Here is a 23,211-nt window from a genome sequence, read left to right on the forward strand (position 1 = left end):
TGGGCGCGCGCATGTTGGACGGGGTGCGGCAGTGGCTCGCGGAGAACGGTGCGGAGGCGACTCCGGCCCGGGTCGCGGAGGCTCTCAGGGCCCAAGGGAAGCTCCTCGGGGACGCCGAAGTACTGGGCGCGGCCGGCCAGTTGCGCTCCGAACTCGTGGGCACAGGACCGCTTGAACCTCTGCTCGCCGACCCCTCGGTGACCGACGTGCTGGTGTCCGCACCCGACCGGGTGTGGGTGGACCGGGGCGGTGGCCTGGAGCTGACGGCCGTGGCGTTCGAGAGCACGTCATCCGTGCGCAGGCTCGCGCAGCGGCTCGCGGCGGTGGCCGGGCGGCGCCTGGACGACGCGAGGCCGTGGGTCGACGCCCGGTTGCCGGACGGGACCCGACTGCACGCCGTCCTGCCGCCCGTCGCCGTCGGCTGCGCGTGTCTGTCGCTGCGGGTGGTGCGGCCACGTGCTTTCACGCTGGAGGAACTTGTGACGGCGGGAACGGTGCCGCCCGGCGGGGACCGGGTGCTTCGGGCCCTTCTCGACGCCCGGCTGTCCTTCCTGATCAGCGGTGGTACGGGGTCCGGGAAGACGACGCTGCTGAGCGCGTTGCTCGGCCTGGTGGGGCCGGGGGAGCGCGTGGTGCTCGCCGAGGACTCCGCCGAGCTACGGCCCGACCATCCGCATGTGGTGCGGCTCGAGGCACGGCCGGTCAACCAGGAAGGGGCAGGGCTGGTGGCCCTGGACGACCTGGTCCGTCAGGCGCTGCGCATGCGGCCGGACCGTCTGGTGGTGGGCGAGGTGCGGGGCCCTGAGGTGGTGGCGCTCCTCGCCGCGCTGAACACGGGACACGAGGGTGGCTGCGGCACGGTCCACGCGAACGCCGCCCATGATGTGCCCGCCCGCCTCGAGGCCCTGGGGACGGCGGCCGGTCTCGATCGCGGCGCGCTGCACAGTCAGTTGGCGGCGGCCCTGTCGGTGGTTCTTCACCTCGTACGGGACCGGAGGGGCCGCCGCCGCATCGCCGAGGTCCATGTTCTGGAACGTGACGCGGCCGGCTGGGTGGTCACGGTTCCCGCACTGCGGTGGGGCGAGGGGGAGTTCGTACGGGAGCGGGGGTGGGGGCGGTTGCGGGGGTTGCTCGGGGAGTTCGCGGAGGGGGGTTAGGCGGGTTGGGGCGGGGCCGCGGCTGGTGTGTGTGGGGGATGCGGTCGGGGTGATTGGGCGGCACGGGGCGTGGGTTGGTGAGGGGTGATGCCCGTGGAGGGGGCGGTTGTTGTGGCTGGAGTTGGGGCGGTGGGGGTTGGGGTGGGTCCTGGTGGTTGTGCGGCTCTGGTCTGTGTGGGGGCCGCGGCCTGGGTCGCCGGTGGTGGGCACGGGCGTGAGGCGCGGCGGGCGAGGGAGCTGCTGGGTATCGGCGGCGGTGTGTCGTGGGGCGCGCAGGCGTGGCGTGAGGGCTGGGCGAGATGGCGGGAGCGGTGGGAGTGGTGGGTGCTGGTTGTAGGGGTTGTGCTCGCGGTGCTAGGGGCTTCCGTGGTGCCGCTGGTGGTGGGCGCGGCAGGGGTGCCTCTGGCGGCGCGGGTGCGGCGGGACCGGGAGGCGCGACGGGTGCGGGAGCGTCGGGCGGACGCGGTGATCTCGCTGTGCGGGGTGTTGGCGGGGGAGGTGCGCGCGGGGCGGCAGCCGGGGGAGGCGCTGATCGTGGCGGTTCGTGAGGAGGGGGAGACGAGGGCGGGCGTGGGCGGCTCGGGCGCCGGTGACGGGGCGGTGGTGGCTGCGGCCAGGTTCGGTGGGGATGTGCCGGGGGCCCTGCGGGAGGCGGCGCGGGAACCGGGGGCCGAGGGGTTGTTGGGGCTTGCGGCGTGCTGGCGGGTGGCGGTGGACCGGGGTGCGGGGCTCGCGGCCGGGCTGGAGCGTCTTTCGGGCGCCCTGCGGGCCGAGCGGGACCAAAGGGCGGATCTACGCGCCCAATTGGCCGGGTCGCGGTCGACGGCGGTGATGCTCGCGGGGCTTCCCGTTCTGGGGCTGTTGCTGGGGAGTGTGCTCGGGGCCCGGCCGTTGAGGGTGCTTTTGCACACCGGTGCGGGGTTCGGGTGCCTGCTGGTGGGCGGGGTGTTGGAGGGAGCGGGGCTGTGGTGGGCGCTGCGGATCGTACGGGGAGCGGAGGAGCGATGAACGTTGTCCACAGGCTGGGGCTCGTGCTGTGCGTCGTGACGGCGTTGGGGTGGATCGTGCACGAGGTGGCGGTACGGCGCAGGGAACGGGCGCTGCTGCGGAGGCTGAACGCCCTGCTGGAGGCCGTGGCTGAGAAGCCCGCGGGGAGGGGTGTGGATGTGCGGGGTGCCGTCGGCCGTTGGGGGCCGCCGATGGGGGCGGTGTGTGCTGGATACGTGCTGGTGGGCGGGGCGGCCGGGCTGGGTCTGGGGCTGGTCGCGGCGTTCGGGGTGTGGCGTTGGAGGCGAAGGGCCCGTGCGGCGGCCGACGTGGCGTCGTCCTCGGAGGCCGCGCATGCACAGGCGCGTCGGCAACTGCCTTTGGCCGCTGATCTGCTGTCCGCGTGCATCGCCGCCGGCGCCGATCCCGTGAGGGCGGCGAGGGCTGTGGGGGAGTCGCTGGGCGGGCCGGTCGGGGAGGTGCTGGCGCGGGGCGCGGCCCAGGTGCGGCTTGGCGGTGAACCGCGAGCTGCGTGGCGGCAGTTGGCCTCGATACCGGGGGCACGTGCGCTGGCCGGGCTTCTTGAACGGGCCGGTGATTCGGGCGCCCCGGCCGCGGAACCGGTGGCGCGGCTGGCCGCGGAGGCCCGGGCCGAACGAGGGCGGGCGACCGCCGCGGTGGCGCGCCGGGCGGCCGTGCTGATCACGGCGCCGGTGGGCCTGTGCTTCCTGCCCGCGTTCGTGGCCATCGGAGTGCTGCCCGTGGTGATCGGGGTGGCCGGCGGGCTGTTGGGAGGTCGATGAGAGGCCGCGGGGGCGGTCCGGGCCGGTGCGTGGCCCGGCCCGAGTTCGGTGGACGTCATGTGGGCGTCGGCCGGTGAGGAACGTCAGAGGAACGTCGATGAATTTCATGGGGGTCGGGATGTACGGAGTGATGCGGGCGCGTGCCGGGATGTGGGTGCGTCGGAGGCGTGCGGCGAGGCGGGACGCGGGGATGGTCACGTCGGAGTACGCGATGGGGCTGATCGCGGCGGTCGGGTTCGCCGGGCTGCTGCTGAAGGTGCTGACCAGTGGACAGGTGCAGGCCGCGCTTCAGGGGATCGTCGAGAGGGCGCTCCATGGGTAGGGCCGGCCCGCGCAGGCGACGGGCCGTTGAGCGGCGCGCTGGTGACCGGGGGTTCGTGACGGCGGAGGCGGCCGTGGTGCTGCCGGTGCTCGTGACCTTCACGCTGGCGCTGGTCTGGGCGCTGATGGCCGCGTCCGCGCAGATCCAGTGCGTGGACGCGGCCAGGGCGGGCGCCAGGGCGCTCGCCCGCCAGGACCCGCAGGGGGCGGCGGTGGAGTCGGCGAAGAGGGTCGCTCCGCGCGGCGCGAAGGTCGCCGTGAGCCGGGAGGGAGACCTGGTCCGCGTCGCCGTCCAGGCCGCCGCGCCCGGGCCGGGAGTGCTGAACGTCCACCTGCGGGCCGACGCGGTGGCGCTGGCTGAGGAGACGGTCGGGACGGCTGAGGAGGCGGTGGGGACGGCTGAGGAGGCGGTGGGGACGGCTGAGGTGGACGGACGAGGGGGCCGGGACGGCGGAGGCGGTGGGTGAGTCATGGATCGGCGGAGGGGGTCTGAGGACCGGGGTTCCGCGACCGTGTGGGCCGTGATGGCGATGGCCGCGCTCGGGCTGGTCTTCGGGTGCGTACTGACCATGGGGCAGGCCGTCGTGGTACGCCACCGGGCAGGCGGGGCAGCCGACTTGGCGGCACTCGCGGCCGCCGATCACTGGATGGCGGGCCGGGAGGAAGCCTGCGCCCGCGCGGCGAGGGTGGCGGCCGCCCAGGACGCGCGGCTCGTGCGGTGCGCGGTGTACGGAGAGGTCTCCGATGTCACCGCGGCGGCCGGCGCGGCGCCGCTGACGGCGGAGGCCAGGGCTCGGGCGGGGCCTGCGAGGCCGGTGCCACCCGAGGTCCCGACCGACCCAGCAGGTCCGGCTGATCCGGCCGGTCACGCTGATTCCGGGTGAACGGCCTCGATCCTGGGTGAAGGACCTCGATCCAGGGTGAAGGGTCTCGCAAGGCCGGTCAGTCGGCGTCCTGACCGGGTTCCTGATCCTGCGATGCCGGTCGCCCCTCGGGCGAGGCCTGCGCCGTGGGTATCGCCGCAGTCGACGGCGCCCCTGACGGTGGCGAGTCCCTGAGCAGGACCTTCAGTAGTCGTACCGCGCCCCGCTTGTGGAGAGGGTCGTTGCCGTTGCCGCACTTGGGGGACTGGATGCAGGACGGGCAGCCCGCCTCGCACTCGCAGGAGGCGATCGCTTCGAGGGTGGCCGTGAGCCACTCGCGGGCCGTGTGGAAGGCGCGCTCCGCGAATCCCGCCCCGCCGGGATGGCCGTCGTACACGAAGACCGTGGGCAGCAGGGTGTCCGGGTGGAGCGGGACGGAGACGCCGCCGATGTCCCAGCGGTCGCAGGTGGCGAACAGCGGCAGCATGCCGATGGAGGCGTGTTCGGCGGCATGGAGCGCGCCGCCGAGGATCTCCGGGTTCACGCGGGCCGCGTCGAGTTGGTCCTCCGTCACCGTCCACCACACGGCGCGGGTGCGGAGGGTGCGGGGAGGGAGGTCGAGTTTGGTCTCGCCGAGGACTTCGCCGGTGATGAGGCGACGGCGCAGGAAGGAGACGACCTGGTTGGTGACTTCGACGGAGCCGTAGCACAACCGGCCGTCGCCCCAAGGGACTTCGACGTCCGTCTCCAGGACGGAGATGGCTGTGGTGTCGCGGGCGGTGGTCGAGTAGGTCGGGTTGGCCTCCTCGACCAGGGCGACCGAGTCCTCCAGGTCCAGGTGCTTCACGAGGTATGTGCGGCCCTGGTGGAGGTGGACCGCGCCGTCGTGGACGGTCGTGTGCGCCGAGCCGGCGTCCACGGTGCCCAGGAGGCGTCCCGTGCCCGCCTCGACGATCTGTACGGGGCTGCCGCCGTCGCCTCGGATGTCCGTCAGATCGGCGGCGCGCTCGCGGCGGGTCCAGTGCCAGGCCTTGGTGCGGCGGCGCAGCAGCTTCGCGTCCTCCAGCTGGGGGAGCAGCTCGGCGGTCGTCGGGCCGAAGAGGGGCAAGTCGTCTTCGGTGAGCGGGAGTTCTGCGGCTGCGGCGCACAGATGGGGGGCGAGGACGTACGGGTTGTCGGGGTCCAGGACCGTCGACTCCACCGGCTGGTCGAAGAGGGCTTCGGGGTGGTGGACGAGGTAGGTGTCCAGTGGGTCGTCGCGGGCGACGAGAACGGCGAGGGCACCCTGCCCCGACCGTCCCGCGCGGCCTGCCTGCTGCCACAGCGATGCCCTGGTGCCCGGATAGCCGGCGATGACGACGGCGTCCAACCCCGAGACATCGATGCCGAGTTCGAGGGCGGTGGTGGCGGCGAGGCCGAGGAGTTCGCCGGAGTGCAGGGCGCGTTCGAGGGCGCGGCGTTCCTCGGGCAGGTAGCCGCCGCGGTAGGCGGCGACGCGGCGGGCGAGGGAGCGATCGATCTCGGCGAGGCGTTCCTGGGCGATCACCGAGATCAGCTCGGCGCCGCGCCGGGAACGCACGAAAGCCACGGAGTGGACGCCCTGCACGGTCAGGTCGGTCAGCAGGTCCGCCGTCTCGGCGGTGGCGGTGCGGCGGACGGGGGCGCCCTTCTCGCCGTGGAGATCGGTGAGAGGCGGCTCCCAGAGAGCGAAGACGAGCTCTCCGCGGGGCGAGGCGTCGTCGGCGATCTCGAGGACCGGGAGACCCGTCAGACGCTCCGCAGCGACGGCCGGGTCGGCGGCGGTGGCGGACGCCAGCAGGAACACCGGTTCCGAGCCGTAGCGGGCGCACAGGCGGCGTAGACGGCGCAGTACCTGGGCGACGTGGGACCCGAAGACACCGCGGTAGGTGTGGCACTCGTCGATGACGACGTACTTGAGCGACTTGAGGAACGAGGACCAGCGGGGGTGTGAGGGCAATATCCCGCGGTGCAGCATGTCGGGGTTGGTCAGGACGTAGTTGGCGTACTGCCGCACCCACTCGCGTTCCTCGACCGGGGTGTCGCCGTCGTAGACCGCGGGGCGGATCGCCGTGCCGAGAGGTTGTGAAAGTTCCTTCACCGATCGGCACTGGTCCGCGGCGAGGGCTTTCGTCGGCGCGAGGTAGAGCGCGGTCGCGCCACGCCCGTTCGGTGCCTCGGAGCCGTCTAGGAGCCGGGAGAGCACCGGGACGAGGTACGCCAGGGACTTTCCGGAGGCCGTTCCGGTGGAGACGACGACCGACTCGCCGTCCATCGCGTGCTCGGCGGCGAGTGCCTGGTGGGCCCAGGGGTGCTCGATTCCGGCCGACTGGACGGCGGCGATGACCTCGGATCGGATGCGGTCGGGCCACACGGCATGACGACCCGGTCGCGGGGGCAAGTGCTCCGTATGAGTGATGCGCGAAGCCCGGCTCGGACCCGAGGCGAGCCGGTCGAGAATCGCCCCTGGAGAGGGGCGGGAAGCGGTGTCCGGCGCGGGTTGTCCGCGACGGTGATTCTTGGCCATCGGCACCGAGTGTGTCACTGGCGTGACGGACAATGCTCCTAAGGCGTCGTGCACGCCTGCCGGTAAGTGATTGAATGCCATCGCGGCTGGCGATCCGTCCCGGGGGCTCTGCCGAGGTGTCCCGAGGGACGACCGCTCGATAGCAAGGTGCTGGAGGATCCGTGGACCTGTCCCTGTCGACCCGTACCGTCGGCGATCGTACGGTCGTCGAGGTCGGTGGCGAAATCGATGTATATACCGCGCCCAAGCTGCGAGAGCAGCTGGTCGAGCTGGTGAACGACGGCAGCTTCCACCTTGTCGTCGACATGGAGGGAGTCGATTTCCTCGACTCCACCGGGCTCGGCGTGCTGGTGGGCGGACTGAAGCGAGTGCGGGCCCATGAGGGCTCGCTGCGACTGGTCTGCAACCAGGAGCGCATTCTCAAGATCTTCCGTATCACCGGCCTGACCAAGGTGTTCCCCATCCACACCTCGGTCGAGGAAGCCGTAGCGGCTACCGACTGATCGGTCACCGGCCCACAGGCCGGTGGCTGAGCGGAAGTGGGGGCCGGGCCGATGGCCCGGTCCCTTCCGAGCACGCCCGTACATCCGAGGGGGATGCATGGCCACCGTCGAACTCCGATTCAGCGCGCAGCCCGAGCACGTCAGAACCGCCCGCCTGGTGGCGGCCGCGGTGGCGCGCAGGGCCGGAGTGGACGAGGCCGTGCTCGACGAGGTCAGGCTCGCTGTCGGCGAGGCCTGCAGCCGTGCGGTCGGCCTTCACCGGAGTAGCGGTATCGCTGCACCCGTTCGGGTACTTCTCACCGAAGAGGAGAAGCAGTTCTCCATCGAGGTCGGGGACGAGGCTCCGCGGAGTGTTCCCGGCGATCAGTCGTCCGACGCGCCCGGCGGGTCGGACGATCTGGACGCGGAGGGTGAGGACGACATGGGCCTCGCCGTCATCAGTGGCCTCGTCGACGACGTGGAGGTCACCACGGACGAGTCCGGTGGACTCATTCGGATGACTTGGCCGACCACGCCGGCGACTCTTCCGTCCTGACGCGGTCCCCCCGGCGTCCACGCAACGCCCTCTGATCCGCCCGCCCGTGGCTCAGCCCGGCGGTGCCCCCATGTGATCGTTTCTGACTCAAGGCCCTGCAGTCACCACGGTGAGCAGGGCCCTTTTGCGTTTCCTAGATCGTCGATCATAATTGGATCAAGCCTCAATGCTTTCAGGGCATTACTGCTTCTTGTGCGCCCATCGTGTTGGACGATCTTTTGCCGGGTAGTAACGGATGGCAAATTCCGTTTCTCGCGCACTGTTTTGATCAGGCGCCGCTCCCTACAATCCGTCCACATCTTGAGCTCAGCCCAAGCGTCAAGGAGGACGAATGGCGGGGCTTTCTACCCCTCAAGCGTTTGACCACCCCTCAACCTTCGCGGCCGCGGTCCTGACCGACGACAACCGGCTCATCGTCATGGTGATCGGGATCGTCGCGCTCGCCGCCCTTGTGGTGGCCGCAGTGCTCGTACGCCAGGTACTGGCGGCAGGCGAGGGCACCGACAGCATGAAGAAGATCGCGGCAGCGGTCCAGGAAGGCGCGAATGCCTATCTCGGGCGGCAGCTACGCACCCTCGCGGTATTCGCCGTCGTGGTGTTCTTCCTGCTCATGCTGCTGCCCGCGGACGATTGGAATCAGCGAGCCGGGCGTTCGATCTTCTTCCTGATCGGCGCGGTGTTCTCGGCCACCACCGGATACATCGGAATGTGGCTCGCGGTGCGCAGCAATGTGCGCGTCGCCGCCGCGGCCAGGGAAGCCACCCCGGCGGAAGGAGAGCCGGAAAAGGATCTCACCGCGGTCTCGCACAAGGCCATGAAGATCGCTTTTCGCACGGGTGGCGTAGTCGGCATGTTCACGGTGGGGCTGGGTCTGCTCGGCGCCTCCTGTGTCGTGCTGGTCTACGCGGCCGACGCGCCCAAGGTCCTCGAAGGATTTGGCCTCGGCGCGGCGCTCATCGCGATGTTCATGCGTGTCGGAGGCGGCATCTTCACCAAGGCCGCCGACGTCGGCGCCGACCTGGTCGGCAAGGTCGAAAAGGGCATCCCGGAGGATGATCCGCGTAATGCCGCGACCATCGCCGACAACGTGGGCGACAACGTCGGCGACTGTGCCGGTATGGCCGCCGACCTCTTCGAGTCGTACGCCGTCACGCTGGTCGCCGCGCTGATCCTCGGCAAGGCGGCCTTCGGCGACTCCGGGCTCGCCTTCCCGCTGATCGTTCCCGCGATCGGCGTAGTGACGGCGATGATCGGAATCTTCGCCGTGGCGCCACGCCGGACCGACCGCAGCGGGATGAGCGCGATCAACCGCGGGTTCTTCATCTCCGCGGTCATCTCGCTCGCCCTCGTGGCGGCAGCGGTCTACACGTATCTGCCGGCGACGTATGCCGAGCTCAACGGCATCACCGACGCGGCGATCAAGGTGAAGGACGGCGATCCGCGGATCCTGGCCCTCGTCGCCGTGGCCATCGGTATCGTGCTCGCCGCGCTGATCCAGCAGCTCACGGGCTACTTCACCGAGACCAGCAGGCGCCCGGTCCGCGACATCGGCAAGTCGTCGCTCACCGGACCCGCCACCGTGGTGCTCGCCGGAATCTCCGTCGGCCTCGAATCGGCCGTCTACACCGGCCTGTTGATCGGTCTCGGCGTGTACGGGGCGTTCCTGCTCGGCGGCACGTCGATCATGCTGGCGCTGTTCGCGGTCGCCCTCGCGGGCACGGGTCTGCTCACCACCGTCGGCGTCATCGTCGCCATGGACACCTTCGGACCCGTCTCCGACAACGCGCAGGGCATCGCCGAGATGTCCGGCGACGTGACGGGCTCGGGCGCGCAGGTCCTCACCGACCTGGACGCCGTGGGCAACACGACCAAGGCCATCACCAAGGGAATCGCCATCGCCACGGCCGTACTCGCGGCCTCGGCGCTCTTCGGGTCCTACCGTGACGCGATCGTCTCCGCCGCCAAGGACGTCGGCGAGAAGGTCGGCGACGGCGGCCCGATGAACCTCGTGATGGACATCTCGCAGCCCAACAACCTGGTGGGCCTGATCGCCGGCGCCGCGGTCGTCTTCCTCTTCTCCGGACTCGCGATCAACGCGGTGTCGCGGTCCGCGGGTGCCGTGGTCTACGAGGTGCGGCGGCAGTTCCGCGAACACCCCGGGATCATGGACTACACGGAGAAGCCGGAGTACGGGCGCGTCGTCGACATCTGCACGAAGGACGCGTTGCGGGAGTTGGCCACGCCGGGTCTGCTCGCCGTTCTCGCCCCCATCGCGATCGGTTTCACGCTCGGCGTCGGTGCCCTCGGTTCGTTCCTCGCCGGCGCGATCGGCACCGGAACGCTGATGGCGGTCTTCCTCGCCAACTCCGGTGGTGCGTGGGACAACGCGAAGAAACTCGTCGAGGACGGGCACCACGGCGGCAAGGGCAGCGAGGCCCACGCCGCGACCGTCATCGGTGACACGGTCGGCGACCCGTTCAAGGACACGGCCGGTCCCGCGATCAACCCGCTGTTGAAGGTGATGAACCTGGTGGCGCTCCTCATCGCGCCCGCGGTCGTCAAGTTCAGCTACGGGGCGGACGCGAGCCTGGGCGTACGGATCGTCGTCGCCGTGCTGTCGATCGGCGTGATCGTCGGTTCCGTCTACGTCTCCAAGCGGCGCGGCATCACGGTCGGCGACGACGACAACTCCGACCACGTATCGAAGCAGCAGGTGGATCCGGCGGTGGTTTCCTGACCCCGGGTTACACCTGGTCAGGTACGGCCGCGAGCTCAACGGGCGGGCGGGCAGCGCGTATTGACGCGCTGCCCGCCCGCCCGTGTCAGGTGACGGTTCTTCAGTGAGGCTTATCTCTCTTGGTGCAAATGGCTACAAAAACCCGATAAAGAACTCATAGCGGACGTTCAGCAAGCGATTGTCGCCCACTTGGCGTGTATGTTCCGGGGCCGAGAGCCATGGAAGGGACCAATCCGGTGAACAAGAAGCTTGCAGCCGCACTGTCCGGCGGTGCGGTACTGGTGCTTGCGCTGTCGGGATGCAGCAGCGACGACGGCAACGAGAAGCTGGACTCCTGGGCCAAGACGGTCTGTGACTCGGTCCAGCCGCAGGCCAAGAAGATCGAGGACGCCAACGCCGCGATCCAGAAGGAGACCTCGGACAACAGCAAGCCCGCGGACGTCCAGAGCACCGACTCGCAGGCCTTCCAGGACATGTCCGACGCCTACAAGGCGATCGGTGCCGCCGTGGACAAGGCGGGGGCCCCGCCGGTCGACGGCGGCGAGAAGAAGCAGAAGGACGCGGTCAAGGAGCTCAACACGATCTCGGCCTCGTACGCGGACCTGAAGAAGCAGGTCGACAAGCTCGACACGAAGGACCAGGCGAAGTTCGCCGACGGCCTCAAGGGCATCGCGGGCGAGCTCGACAAGCTGAGCCAGAGCGGGAGCGACGCGCTCAAGAAGCTGGAGGAGGGCGACGTCGGCAAGGCGATGGCGAAGCAGGACAGCTGCAAGAGCGCGTCCGCTTCCCCGGCTCCCTCCAAGAGCTGACGCGGGTGAGCCGATCCTGGGAGCTGGCTCAGGTGAGCTGACTCCCGGGCCGGCTCCGGGGGCGGGCTCAGGTGAGCCGACCCCCGAGGGCCCGCTCCGGGTGCCGGCTCAGGCGAGCTGGCTTCGGGGGCCGGCTCCAGGTGCCGGCTTCGGGTGAGCCGGCTCCGGTAGTCACGGCTTCTACGGTGGGCGGCTCCAGGGTGGGTCGGCTCAACGGTGGGCCGGCGCCGGGGCGAGTCGGCTCAACGGTGGGCTGACTCCGGGGGCTGACTCTGTTGGGCTAGCCGGCTCAGAGCGCTGACATTTCCTCGTGTCCCCGGGCCGTCTTCACTCGGTGCCGGGGACACGTCGTATGTGGGTGGCCATCGGGGGTCCGGGGTGACAATGGGGGCGTGAGTAGCTCCAGTCTGTCCAAGTTGCCGTCCATTGACCGTGACGATGTCGCCGCCCGGCTGCGTGAGTCCCTGTTGGGGGCCGAGTTCACCGCCGACGGCCTGCTCGAGCTGCTCGGGGCGCCTGCCTACGCGGCGCTCGCGCGGAGCGAGACCGTCCCCGCCCTGCGGGCGACCCGCGGGGACAGCCCGCTGGAGACGCTCGTACGGCTCTTCCTGCTGCAGCAGCCCGCGGAGTACGCGCGCGTGGCGGCCGTTCTGCCGGTCGACGAGTGCCTGGAGAGCGGATGGCTGACGCGCGCCGGTGACGACGAGGTCGCCGCGTCCGTCGACGTACGGCCGTACGGCGGGCCCGACGGCGAGGACTGGTTCATCGTGTCCGACCTCGGGTGCGCCGTCGGCGGCGCCGGAGGTATCGGCAGCCGCGCCGAGGGCGTCGTCCTGGGCGTCGGCGGTGCGTCCACCACGCTGTCCGGGATCACCGTGCGGACGCCCGTGGAGAGCGCGCTCGACCTCGGTACGGGTTCCGGGATCCAGGCCCTGCACGCCACCCGGCACGCCACGCGTGTCGTCGCCACCGACCTCAACCCGCGCGCCCTCCACATGACGGCGCTGACCCTCGCCCTCTCCGGCACCGGCCCCGCCGACCTGCAAGAGGGCTCACTGTTCGACCCCGTGAGCGACGAGACGTACGACCTGATCGTGTCGAATCCGCCCTTCGTCATCTCGCCGGGTGCGCGGCTGACGTACCGCGACGGCGGGATGGCCGGGGACGATCTGTGCCGCACGCTCGTTCAGGAGGCGGGGGCACGACTGAACGAGGGCGGGTACGCGCAGTTTCTCGCCAACTGGCAGCACGTCGACGGGGAGGAGTGGACCGACCGGCTCCGTTCTTGGGTGCCGCGGGGGTGCGACGCGTGGGTCGTGCAGCGTGAGGTGCAGGACATCACGCAGTACGCCGAGTTGTGGCTGCGGGACGCCGGGGATCACCGCACGGACCCGGCGGAGTACGCGGCGCTTTACGACGCGTGGCTCGACGAGTTCGAGGCGCGCAAGGTGCGGGGCGTCGGGTTCGGCTGGATCACCCTGCGCAAGGCCCCGGAGGACGTCGAGCCGTCCGTCACGGTGGAGGAGTGGCCGCACTCCGTCGAACAACCCCTCGGGGACACGGTGCGGGCGCACTTCGAGCGCCTCGACTACCTGCGCACGCATGACGACGCCGCCCTGCTCGGCGCCCACTTCAGGCTCGCGGGCGAGGTCGTGCAGGAACAGGTCGGCCTGCCGGGGGCCGAGGACCCGGAGCACGTGGTCCTGCGCCAGCACCGCGGGATGCGCCGGGCCACGAAGGTGGACACGGTCGGCGCCGGGTTCGCGGGCGTCTGTGACGGCACCCTCAGCGCCGGCCGGATCCTCGACGCCATCGCGCAACTCGTGGGAGAGGACCCGGTCTTGCTGAGGGACCGCACGCCCGCGCAGATCAGGATGCTCGTCGAGCAGGGGTTCCTGGAGCCCGCCCAGGTCTGATTCGGGGGGCTGACGCGATTCCGCTTTTCTTTCGGAAGATCGCGGGAGATCTTCCGAAAGGCGCCAAAAGATCTTCGGCGCCGCCCCGTGACATCGTTGCCGAAGGCCCACCATGGCGCTCGTTCACCCGGGGTTCGCCCTGTCGTCTCCCGCGCGTGTCAGCCTCACCGGCCTGGGACCCCAGCGCCGGGAGGAAGAGCCATGGAGAGCGCACCAGCGATCTTCGCCGGGACCGTGTTCACGCTGTTCGGGGCGGGACTGCTGCTGTGGACCGGGGCGCGTGTCATGCACCGCGCACCCGTCGCCGACGGTGTGAACCCTGTCGCATCGGCGACACTCGCCACGCTGGCCGCAGTGGCCTCCCTGGTACTCGGGGTGTGGTGCTTCGGCCGGTTCTGAGCGGCGGCCCGCAGGGGGCGTCCCGGGTGAGGGCCCGGTGGACGTCCCGGACACCCTGTGGGCACTCCGGGCGGCAGGATCGTCGGTAGTCGGGTTACCGTTCGAGTGGCCGTTGCGGGCTTTTCCCGTTTGACACGGGGGCGGGAGGTACCGTCACACTCCGCAGCGACACCGCACGTACCGCAGTGCCGACCCCCACGTCCTGAGGGCGCGGGGGATCCCCAGCGCCGACCGGAGAGAAGAGCGAAGTTGTCCCCGACCAGCGAGACCGCACACGGCGGCCGCCGACTCGTCATCGTCGAGTCGCCTGCCAAGGCGAAGACGATCAAGGGCTACCTCGGCCCTGGATACGTCGTCGAAGCGAGCGTCGGGCACATCCGCGACCTCCCGAGCGGCGCCGCCGAGGTGCCCGAGAAGTACACCGGCGAGGTGCGCAGGCTCGGTGTGGACGTCGAACACGACTTCCAGCCGATCTATGTGGTCAACGCGGACAAGAAGGCCCAGGTCAAAAAGCTCAAGGACCTGCTGAAGGACTCCGACGAACTCTTCCTCGCCACCGATGAGGACCGCGAGGGCGAAGCCATCGCGTGGCACCTCCTCGAGGTCCTGAAGCCCAAGGTCCCCGTCCACCGGATGGTCTTCCACGAGATCACCAAGGACGCGATCCGCAGCGCCGTCGCCAACCCGCGTGAGCTCAACAAGCGCATGGTCGACGCCCAGGAGACCCGCCGCATCCTCGACCGTCTCTACGGCTACGAGGTCTCGCCGGTCCTGTGGAAGAAGGTCATGCCGCGCCTGTCGGCGGGCCGCGTCCAGTCCGTGGCCACCCGCCTCGTCGTCGAGCGGGAGCGCGAGCGCATCGCCTTCCGCTCCGCCGAGTACTGGGACCTGACGGGCACTTTCGCGACCGGCCGCTCCGGCGACGCCAGCGACCCGTCGAACCTCGTGGCCCGCCTGAGCGCGGTCGACGGCAAGCGCATCGCGCAGGGCCGCGACTTCGACTCGCTCGGCCAGCTGAAGTCCGCGAATGTGCTGGCTCTGGACGAGACGAACGCCCGCGCGCTCGCCGCCGCCCTGGAGAACACCAGCTTCGCCGTACGGTCCGTCGAGTCGAAGCCGTACCGCCGCTCGCCGTACGCCCCGTTCCGTACGACGACGATGCAGCAGGAGGCGAGCCGCAAGCTCGGCTTCGGCGCGAAGGCCACGATGCAGGTGGCCCAGAAGCTGTACGAGAACGGCTTCATCACCTATATGCGTACGGACTCCACGACCCTGTCCGACACGGCGGTCTCGGCCGCCCGTGCGCAGGTCACGCAGCTGTACGGGGCCGACTACCTGCCGGACAAGCCGCGCACGTACGCCGGGAAGGTCAAGAACGCGCAGGAGGCGCACGAGGCGATCCGCCCTTCGGGTGATCGTTTCCGCACGCCCGCCGAGACCGGCCTGACCGGCGACCAGTTCCGGCTCTACGAGCTGATCTGGAAGCGGACCGTCGCCTCCCAGATGAAGGACGCGGTCGGAAACTCCGTCACGGTCAAGATCGGCGGCACCTCCGCCGACGGCCGCAACGCCGAGTTCTCCGCCTCCGGCAAGACGATCACCTTCCACGGCTTCCTCAAGGCCTACGTCGAGGGCGCGGACGACCCGAACGCCGAGCTCGACGACCGTGAGCGCCGGCTGCCGCAGGTCTCCGAGGGCGACGCGCTGTCCGCCGAGGAGATGACGGTCGACGGGCACGCGACCAAGCCGCCGGCCCGCTACACCGAGGCCAGCCTGGTCAAGGAGCTGGAAGAGCGCGAGATCGGCCGCCCGTCGACGTACGCGTCGATCATCGGGACCATCCTCGACCGCGGCTATGTGTTCAAGAAGGGGACGGCCCTCGTGCCGTCCTTCCTGTCCTTCGCCGTGGTCAACCTCCTGGAGAAGCACTTCGGCCGGCTCGTCGACTACGACTTCACCGCCAGGATGGAGGACGACCTCGACCGCATCGCCCGAGGTGAGGCGCAGGCCGTGCCGTGGCTGCGGCGCTTCTACTTCGGCGAGGGCGAGGGCTCCGGAGGAGCCGCCGACGCGGGCAACGGCGACGGCGACCACCTCGGCGGCCTCAAGGAGCTCGTCACCGACCTGGGCGCGATCGACGCCCGCGAGGTGTCGTCCTTCCCCGTCGGCGAAGGCATCGTCCTGCGGGTCGGCCGCTACGGCCCCTACGTCGAGCGTGGCGAGCGCGACGCTGAGAACCACCAGCGCGCGGACGTGCCGGAGGATCTCGCTCCGGACGAGCTCACCGTCGAGTACGCGGAGGAGCTCCTCGCCAAGCCGAGCGGCGACTTCGAGCTGGGCGCCGACCCCGTCTCCGGGAACCAGATCATCGCGAAGGACGGCCGCTACGGGCCGTACGTCACCGAGGTGCTCCCCGAGGGCACCCCGAAGACCGGCAAGAACGCGGTCAAGCCGCGTACGGCGTCGCTCTTCAAGTCGATGTCCATCGACACGGTCACCCTGGACGACGCCCTCAAGCTGATGTCCCTCCCGCGCGTGGTCGGCGCCGACGCCGAGGGCGTCGAGATCACCGCGCAGAACGGGCGGTACGGGCCGTACCTGAAGAAGGGCACCGACTCGCGCTCCCTGGAGACCGAGGAGCAGCTCTTCGCCATCACGCTGGAGGAGGCTCTCGCGATCTACGCGCAGCCCAAGCAGCGCGGGCGCGCGGCCGCCAAGCCGCCGCTGAAGGAGCTCGGCGAGGACCCGGTCAGCGGGAAGCCCGTCGTCGTCAAGGACGGCCGCTTCGGCGCGTACGTCACGGACGGCGAGACGAACGCGACGCTCAGGTCGTCCGACTCCGTCGAGGAGATCACGCCCGAGCGCGGTTACGAACTGCTCGCCGAGAAGCGGGCGAAGGGCCCCGCCAAGAAGACGGCCAAGAAGGCCGCGAAGAAGGCTCCGGCGAAGAAGGCGCCCGCCAAGAAGACGGCGGCCAAGAAGACCGCCGCTTCGAAGACGACGGCTGCGAAGAAGACGACCGCCGCGAAGAAGACGACGGCCAAGAAGGCGACGGCTTCGAAGTCGACCTCTACGGAGGAGTAGTCCTCGTGTAGTCGTCCTCCACCTGTAGTCGTCCTCTACAGAGGTTCTTCTACGGAGGTTCCTCTGCGGAGGAGCAGGCACACGGGAGTGCGCACGTGCGCGTGAACGTCATACGGCCGCCGGGGCGAGTGCCCCGGCGGCCGTATGTTCGGGTGGACCTTCGGGGAGTCAGTGGGTCCGGATAGGCTGGACGAATGACGCGAGCCGAGCAGCCAACGGCCAAGAATCCGGCCCCCGACGACGCCCTGGTCGCAGATTCCCGGGAGCGCGCAGTCCGCGCCCTGCTGCGGGTGCCGCAGCTGAAACGACTGTGGAGCGCCCAACTCGTGGGCGGCATCGGTGATGCGCTCGGGCTCCTCGTGCTCGTGGTGCTGGCCCTTCAGGTAGCCGTCTCCGAGGGCTCGTTCGGGGGCGGGTACCGGGGCGTGGCCTTCGCCGTCGCCGCCGTGTTCGGCGCGCGTGTCCTGTCGACGCTGCTCTTCGGAGCCGTACTCCTCGGCCCCCTCACGTCGCTGACCTCCAAGGACGGCCCCCTCGACAGGCGCTGGACGATGGTCGGCGCGGACGGCGTGCGGGCCGCGCTCCTCATCGTCGCGCCCCTGTGGATCGACTGGACCCCGGACAACGCGCTGGCAGTCCTGCTCGTCACCGCCTTCGTGATCGGCGTGGCCGAGCGCTTCTGGACCGTGTCGCGCGAGAGCGCGGCGCCCGCGCTGCTGCCCGCGCCGCCCCTCGAAGGCGCGGCCGTACGCCCGCTGCCCGACCACATGGACGCGCTGCGGCGCCTCTCCCTGCGCACCGGTTTCGTGGCCCTGCCCCTCGCGGCCGCCGCGCTCGTCGTCGTCACTCTCGTGGGGAACCTGATCGGGGCCGGGGTCGACTGGTTCGGCCTGCACCAGGCCGCACTGGCCTCCTACGTGGCGGCCGGTCTGTTCGCCGCCTCGCTCTCCGTCGTCTTCTTCCTCGAACTGCCCGACACGCAGACCCCGCGCGCGCGGTCGCCGCTCGAGGGCCTGCGCCGCCCCAAGACCGGAAGCGGTGTCGACAAGGGACGCACGGGAGCCATCCCGCTCCTCGTCCTCGCCTGCGCCGCCGTCGCCGGGGCGATCTCGGCGGCCGTCGCCGTCTCCGTACTGCACGCCAAGGACCTGTCCGGCGGTCCGGTGATGTTCGGGCTGCTCGTGCTCGGGCTCACGGGCGGCACGGTCGTCGGCATCCGCTCGGCGCCCTCCGTACTGCCGTCGCTGTCGCGCCGCAGGCTCCTCGCGCTGGCGATCGCCCTGACCGGCATCGCCCTGCTCGCCGCCGGCCTCGTCCCCGACGTCACCAGCGTCCTGCTGATCGTCACCCTCGCCGGCGTCACCGCGGGCATCGCCGCCAACACCGGGCACACCCTCCTCGACCAGGAGTCCGAGGACTACCGGCGCGCCCGCACGACCGAGCACCTCCAGGCCGTCGTCCGCGTGTCCGTCGCGGTCGCCGCCGTCGCCGCGCCCCTGCTCGCGGCCGCGATCGGCCCGCACCGGCTGGTCAACGGCAAGTTCGTGTTCGCGCACGGCGGCGCCGCCTTCACGCTGATGCTCGTCGGGGCCCTGCTGCTGCCCGTCGCCGCCCTCGTACTCGCCAAGGCCGACGACCGCAGCGGAGTGCCCCTGCGGCACGACCTGCGCGACGCGCTGCTGGGCGGGAACGATCCGGCGCAGGCCCCCGCCGCCACCGGCTTCTTCATCGCCCTGGAGGGCGGTGACGGCGCCGGGAAGTCGACCCAGGCCGAGGCACTCGCCGAGTGGATCCGCGGCAAGGGCCACGAGGTCGTCGTCACGCGCGAACCCGGCGCGACCCCGGTCGGCAAGCGGCTGCGCTCGATCCTCCTCGACGTGTCGTCGGCCGGCCTCTCGCACCGCGCCGAGGCCCTCCTGTACGCCGCCGACCGCGCGGAGCACGTGGACACCGTCGTACGGCCCGCCCTCGAGCGCGGCGCCGTCGTCATCTCCGACCGCTACATCGACTCGTCCGTCGCCTACCAGGGCGCCGGCCGCGACCTGTCGCCGACCGAGGTCGCCCGCATCAACCGCTGGGCGACCGGCGGGCTCGTGCCGCATCTGACCGTTCTGCTCGACGTCGACCCGCAGGCGGCCCGCGAGCGGTTCACGGAGGCGCCCGACCGGCTCGAATCGGAGCCGGCCGAGTTCCACGCGCGCGTGCGCTCCGGTTTCCTCACGCTCGCCGCCGCCGACCCCGGCCGCTACCTCGTCGTCGACGCGGCTCAGGAGCCGGAAGCCGTCACGACCGTGGTCAGGCACCGGCTCGACATGGTGCTGCCGCTCTCCGACGCCGAGGTGAAGGCCCAGGAAGAGGCCCGTAAGGCCGCCGAGGAGGAGGCCCGCAGGAAGGCCGAGGCCGAGGCCGCGCGCAAGGCCGAGGAGGAGCGCGTCGAACGCGAGCGGCTGGCGCAGCTCGCCAAGCTGCGCGCCGAGGAGGAGGAGCGCAAGCAGCGCGAGCTGGAGGAGGCGCAGCGGCGCGAGGCCGAGCGCCAGGCCGAAGAGGCCCGCCAACGCGCCGAGGAGTCGCGTCGCCGTGCCGAGGAGGAGCGCGCCAGGCTCCTCGCCGAGGAACAGACCCGGGCCGCCGAGGAGGAGCGCCGCCGCCGTCAGGCGGAGGAAGAGGCGCGCCTGCGCGCGGAGGCCGAGGAACGACGCCTGGAGAAGCAGCGCAAGGCGGAGGAGGCGCTGCTGCGGGCGGAGGAGGCCCGTCGGCTGGCGGCTGCGTCCGCGGCGGCTGCCTCTGCGACGGCGGCTTCGGCTGCGTCCGAGTCAGCGGCGGCTTCTGCGGCCGGGGCCGGGTCCGAGGGCGCCGGCCGGTCGTCGAGGGCCGACAACGAGACCACCGTTCCCACGCCCGTGGTGAATCCCACGGGTGGCGCGGCTGACGAAACGGCCGTGCTGCCGCCGGTCAGGGACGCAGGCACGGGTTCCGGGGCCGGGACTGCCTCTGCCACTGGTGCTGGGCGTGGTGCTTGGCAGGGTGGGGACAACGACGAGACCACTCAGCTGCCGGTGCCGCCGAGTCCCGCACAGCAGGCCGGGGCAGCCGACGAGACGGCGGTGATGCCGCCGGTGCGTGATGACTCCGTCGGTGGCGGTAGTGGCAGCGGTGCCGGGGACGGCGACGGCGGGCCGGTGGATCGGGTTCCGCCGGGGTACTTCCGTGATGAGCGTCAGACCTCGGCGCCGTCGGCCGGGGGTGCCGGTGCGGGTGCCGGTCATGGTTCGAATGACCGGACGCGTGAGCTGCCCCAGGTCGACGAGGAGGGCCGGCCTCGTCAGCGGCCGAGGCCCGACTGGGCGGAGGAGACCCCGCTGGACGACCTGCCGACGCTGGCGGACGAACTGCTCGGCGGGCACGACGACGACGGCGACGAGGGCGCGGGCGGCAGGCGCCGGGGGCGGCGCTGAGCCGACCGGGGCCGGCGCCGAGCCGGCCCGGGAGCTGTCGCCGACCGGCGACCGATTGCCGGCCCGATCGCTGGGTCGGTCGCCGGCTCGGTCGCCGGACGGCGTTGTCAGTGCCGTCCCGCACAATGAATCCGGTAGAGCGAAGTGCCGGAGTTCGACGGTGAGGCGGTAGTCCATGCCCGTATGGGACGACCTGGTGGGTCAGGAGCGCGTGGCCGCGCAGCTCGACGCCGCCGCGCGGGACGCCGACGCGCTCGTCACGGCCACGGCGGCGAAGGCGCCGCCGCCCGAGGCCTCCAAGATGACGCACGCCTGGCTCTTCACCGGTCCGCCCGGCGCGGGGCGGGCGACGGCGGCGCGCGCGTTCGCCGCGGCGCTCCAGTGCGTCAGCCCAGACCGGGCGCTGGGGGGATCCCCCGGCTGCGGATTCTGCGACGGCTGTCACACGAGCCTCGTCGGCACGCACGCCGACGTGGAGATCGTCCGTACGGATCTGCTCTCCATCGGCGTGAAGGAGACCCGCGAGCTCGTCCGCAGAGCGCAGCTGTCGCCCGCAGTGGGCCGCTGGCAGGTCATCGTCCTTGAGGACGCGGACCGCCTCACGGAGGGCGCGGGGAACGTCCTTCTGAAGGCCGTGGAGGAGCCCGCCCCGCGGACCGTCTGGCTGCTCTGTGCGCCCTCCCTCGAAGACGTGCTGCCCACGATCCGCTCCCGCTGCCGCCATTTGACGCTGCGTACGCCCGCGGTCGAGGCAGTGGCCGACATGCTCGTACGACGCGACGGCATCGAGCCGGCCGTCGCCGCCGAAGCGGCCCGCGCCACGCAGGGCCACATCGACCGCGCGCGACGCCTCGCCACGGACCCGCGCGCGCGGGCGCGCAGAGCGGCGGTGCTGAAGCTGCCCCTGCGGGTCGACGACATCGGCGGGTGCCTCAAGGCCGCGCAGGAGCTGATCGACACCGCGGCGGAGGACACCAAGCAGCTCGCCGAGGAGGTCGACACCAAGGAGACCGAGGAGCTGAAGGCGGCGCTCGGCGGACAGAGCGGCAGCCGGATGCCGCGCGGCACGGCGGGTGCCATGAAGGAGCTGGAGGACCGCCAGAAGCGCCGCAGAACGCGAACGCAGCGCGACAGCCTCGACCTGGCCCTCACGGACCTCACGGGCTTCTACCGCGATGTGCTCGCCCTGCAGCTCGGCTCCCGCGTCGCCCTCGCGAACACCGACGCGCAGGACACCCTGGAGCGCCTCGCCCGCGCGGCCTCGCCCGAGGCGACGCTCCGCCGCATCGAGGCGATCGCCGAATGCCGTGACGCGCTCGACCGCAACGTGGCGCCGCTGCTCGCGGTGGAGGCGATGACGATGGCGCTGCGGGCGGGCTGACACGCCCTTCGGGTAACTCGTACGGGGCGCGGTCGCCACACATCGCGACTGGCCGAACGCGGACAGTTACGCTCGGGCGATGTACTTCAGGCGCCACCATTCCCCTGTCCGAGGCCTCCGGGCCTGCGGAACCCTGCTCGCCGTTGCCGGGCTCCTCATGTCCGCCTGCTCACCAGGGAGTTCGGGAAGCACACGGACGGCGGACGTCTCGCTGGCCGCGCTGCCCAGGGCGACCCCCGCCAACCTGTCCGCCTACTACGGGCAGTCGCTGAGCTGGCGCGAGTGCGGCGTCCCCGGCTTCGAATGCACCACGTTGAAGGTGCCGCTGGACTACGCGAAGCCGGACGCCGGTGACATCAAGCTGGCCGTCGCCCGCAAGAAGGCCACCGGCCCGGGCAAGCGCCTCGGCTCGCTCCTGGTCAACCCCGGCGGGCCCGGCGGCTCGGCGATCGGCTACCTCCAGTCGTACGCCGGCCTCGGCTACCCGGCGGCGGTCCGCGCCCGCTACGACATGGTCGCGGTCGATCCGCGCGGCGTCGCCCGCAGCGAACCGGTCGAGTGCCTCACCGGCAAGCAGATGGACGCGTACACGCAGACCGACGTCACGCCCGACGACCAGGCGGAGATGAACGAACTGTCGGCGGCCTTCAAGAAGTACGCGGCCGGCTGCGAGACGAAGTCCGGCGAGGTGCTGCCGCACGTCTCCACGGTCGAGGCGGCCCGCGACATGGACATCCTGCGCGCGGCGCTCGGCGACGACAAGCTGAATTACGTCGGGGCGTCGTACGGCACGTTCCTCGGGGCGACCTACGCGGGGCTCTATCCGGAGCGGGTCGGCCGCCTCGTCCTGGACGGCGCGATGGACCCGTCCCTGTCCGCGCAGGACATGAACCGCGAGCAGACGGCCGGCTTCGAGACGGCGTTCCAGTCGTTCGCGAAGGACTGCGTACAGCGACCCGACTGCCCCCTGGGCACCGGGAGCGTCGCCGACGCGGGCAAGCGCCTCAAGTCCTTCTTCACCGACCTGGACCGCACCCCCATCCCCACCGGTGACCCCGGGGGCCGCAAGCTCGGCGAGGCCCTCGCCACGACCGGAGTGATCGCGGCGATGTACGACGAGGGGGAGTGGGCGCAGCTGCGCTCCGCGCTCAGCTCGGCGATCAAGGACAAGGACGGGGCGGGCCTGCTCGCCCTCTCCGACAGCTACTACGAGCGCGACGCCGACGGCACGTACGCGAACCTGATGGCGGCCAACGCGGCCGTGAACTGCCTCGACCTGCCGCCGTCCTTCAAGAGCCCCGCCGACCTGAAGACGGCCCTGCCGTCCTTCGAGAAGGCGTCCCCGATCTTCGGCGACGGCCTCGCGTGGGCGGCGCTGAACTGCACGTACTGGCCGGTGAAGGCGACCGGCGAGGCCCACCGCATCGAGGCGAAGGGTGCCGCCCCGATCGTCGTCGTCGGCACGACCCGCGACCCGGCCACCCCGTACCGCTGGGCGCAGGCCCTCGCCGGCCAGCTCGACTCCGGCACGCTCCTCACCTACGAGGGCGACGGCCACACCGCGTACGGCCGCGGCAGCACCTGCATCGACTCCGCGATCAACACGTACCTCTTGAACGGCACCCCGCCCAAGGACGGAAAGCGCTGCTCATAAGGGGTGTGAGGGCACTTTTCGGCGCCCCGGGATCCGCGTCCCGGGGCCTTCGCAGGGGGTGT

General features: G+C 71.3%; 17 protein-coding genes. 16 read left to right on the top strand and 1 reads right to left on the bottom strand.

Annotated elements, in window-relative coordinates:
* The first annotated feature begins 11 nt into the window (after window positions 1-11).
* The 6 genes from LGI35_RS24675 to LGI35_RS24700 all read left to right on the top strand — a co-directional run bounded on the left by LGI35_RS24675 (window position 12) and on the right by LGI35_RS24700 (window position 4,152).
* Complete coding sequence (locus LGI35_RS24675) at window positions 12-1,157, top strand: TadA family conjugal transfer-associated ATPase (protein ID WP_227300482.1); 1,146 nt, start codon at window positions 12-14, stop codon at window positions 1,155-1,157.
* An 87-nt stretch (window positions 1,158-1,244) separates the two neighbouring features.
* Window positions 1,245-2,165: a type II secretion system F family protein gene (locus tag LGI35_RS24680; protein ID WP_423835717.1), complete on the top strand. Its 921-nt coding sequence runs from the start codon at window positions 1,245-1,247 to the stop codon at window positions 2,163-2,165.
* Window positions 2,162-2,947, top strand: a complete 786-nt coding sequence (locus LGI35_RS24685) for a type II secretion system F family protein (protein ID WP_227296528.1) — start codon at window positions 2,162-2,164, stop codon at window positions 2,945-2,947. The genes LGI35_RS24680 and LGI35_RS24685 overlap by 4 nt, the downstream gene beginning before the upstream one ends.
* Window positions 2,948-3,065: 118 nt before the next feature.
* Window positions 3,066-3,269: a DUF4244 domain-containing protein gene (locus LGI35_RS24690; protein WP_227300486.1), complete on the top strand. Its 204-nt coding sequence runs from the start codon at window positions 3,066-3,068 to the stop codon at window positions 3,267-3,269.
* A gap of 55 nt (window positions 3,270-3,324) precedes the next feature.
* Entirely contained in the window at window positions 3,325-3,735 is a 411-nt protein-coding gene (locus LGI35_RS24695; protein ID WP_390955584.1) for a TadE family type IV pilus minor pilin, read from the top strand.
* Between the two features lie 3 nt (window positions 3,736-3,738).
* Entirely contained in the window at window positions 3,739-4,152 is a 414-nt protein-coding gene (locus tag LGI35_RS24700) for an Rv3654c family TadE-like protein (protein ID WP_227296530.1), read from the top strand.
* A gap of 58 nt (window positions 4,153-4,210) precedes the next feature.
* On the opposite strand, the gene LGI35_RS24705 is transcribed toward LGI35_RS24700, so the two are convergent.
* Entirely contained in the window at window positions 4,211-6,757 is a 2,547-nt protein-coding gene (locus tag LGI35_RS24705; RefSeq protein WP_227296531.1) for a DEAD/DEAH box helicase, read from the bottom strand.
* A gap of 80 nt (window positions 6,758-6,837) precedes the next feature.
* Between LGI35_RS24705 and bldG the strand changes: the two genes are divergently transcribed.
* The 10 genes from bldG to LGI35_RS24755 all read left to right on the top strand — a co-directional run bounded on the left by bldG (window position 6,838) and on the right by LGI35_RS24755 (window position 23,149).
* A complete protein-coding gene (gene bldG, locus LGI35_RS24710) occupies window positions 6,838-7,179 on the top strand; it encodes an anti-sigma factor antagonist BldG (protein WP_003975386.1) in 342 nt (113 codons plus the stop codon).
* A gap of 97 nt (window positions 7,180-7,276) precedes the next feature.
* Window positions 7,277-7,714: an ATP-binding protein gene (locus LGI35_RS24715; RefSeq protein ID WP_227296532.1), complete on the top strand. Its 438-nt coding sequence runs from the start codon at window positions 7,277-7,279 to the stop codon at window positions 7,712-7,714.
* 331 nt (window positions 7,715-8,045) lie between these two features.
* Window positions 8,046-10,451 carry a sodium-translocating pyrophosphatase gene (locus LGI35_RS24720; RefSeq protein WP_227296533.1) on the top strand — a complete coding sequence of 802 codons (2,406 nt, stop codon included), beginning with the start codon at window positions 8,046-8,048 and terminating at the stop codon, window positions 10,449-10,451.
* Between the two features lie 218 nt (window positions 10,452-10,669).
* Window positions 10,670-11,260 carry a small secreted protein gene (locus LGI35_RS24725; protein WP_227296534.1) on the top strand — a complete coding sequence of 197 codons (591 nt, stop codon included), beginning with the start codon at window positions 10,670-10,672 and terminating at the stop codon, window positions 11,258-11,260.
* 392 nt (window positions 11,261-11,652) lie between these two features.
* A complete protein-coding gene (locus LGI35_RS24730; protein WP_227296535.1) occupies window positions 11,653-13,176 on the top strand; it encodes a DUF7059 domain-containing protein in 1,524 nt (507 codons plus the stop codon).
* Window positions 13,177-13,377: 201 nt separating this feature from the next.
* Window positions 13,378-13,575, top strand: coding sequence for a hypothetical protein (locus LGI35_RS24735; RefSeq protein ID WP_227296536.1), 198 nt, complete (start codon window positions 13,378-13,380; stop codon window positions 13,573-13,575).
* 249 nt (window positions 13,576-13,824) lie between these two features.
* Window positions 13,825-16,659, top strand: a complete 2,835-nt coding sequence (topA, locus tag LGI35_RS24740) for a type I DNA topoisomerase (RefSeq protein WP_227296537.1) — start codon at window positions 13,825-13,827, stop codon at window positions 16,657-16,659.
* A 194-nt stretch (window positions 16,660-16,853) separates the two neighbouring features.
* The gene (gene tmk, locus LGI35_RS24745) at window positions 16,854-20,114 is read left to right on the top strand and encodes a dTMP kinase (RefSeq protein ID WP_227296538.1); all 3,261 of its coding nucleotides are present in this window, start codon (window positions 16,854-16,856) and stop codon (window positions 20,112-20,114) included.
* Window positions 20,115-20,289: 175 nt separating this feature from the next.
* Window positions 20,290-21,495, top strand: coding sequence for a DNA polymerase III subunit delta' (locus tag LGI35_RS24750; RefSeq protein WP_227296539.1), 1,206 nt, complete (start codon window positions 20,290-20,292; stop codon window positions 21,493-21,495).
* A 79-nt stretch (window positions 21,496-21,574) separates the two neighbouring features.
* Window positions 21,575-23,149, top strand: a complete 1,575-nt coding sequence (locus LGI35_RS24755; RefSeq protein WP_227296540.1) for an alpha/beta hydrolase — start codon at window positions 21,575-21,577, stop codon at window positions 23,147-23,149.
* Window positions 23,150-23,211: the final 62 nt, after the last annotated feature.

Origin of the sequence: Streptomyces longhuiensis (genome assembly GCF_020616555.1) — a bacterium.
GTDB lineage: Bacteria > Actinomycetota > Actinomycetes > Streptomycetales > Streptomycetaceae > Streptomyces > Streptomyces longhuiensis.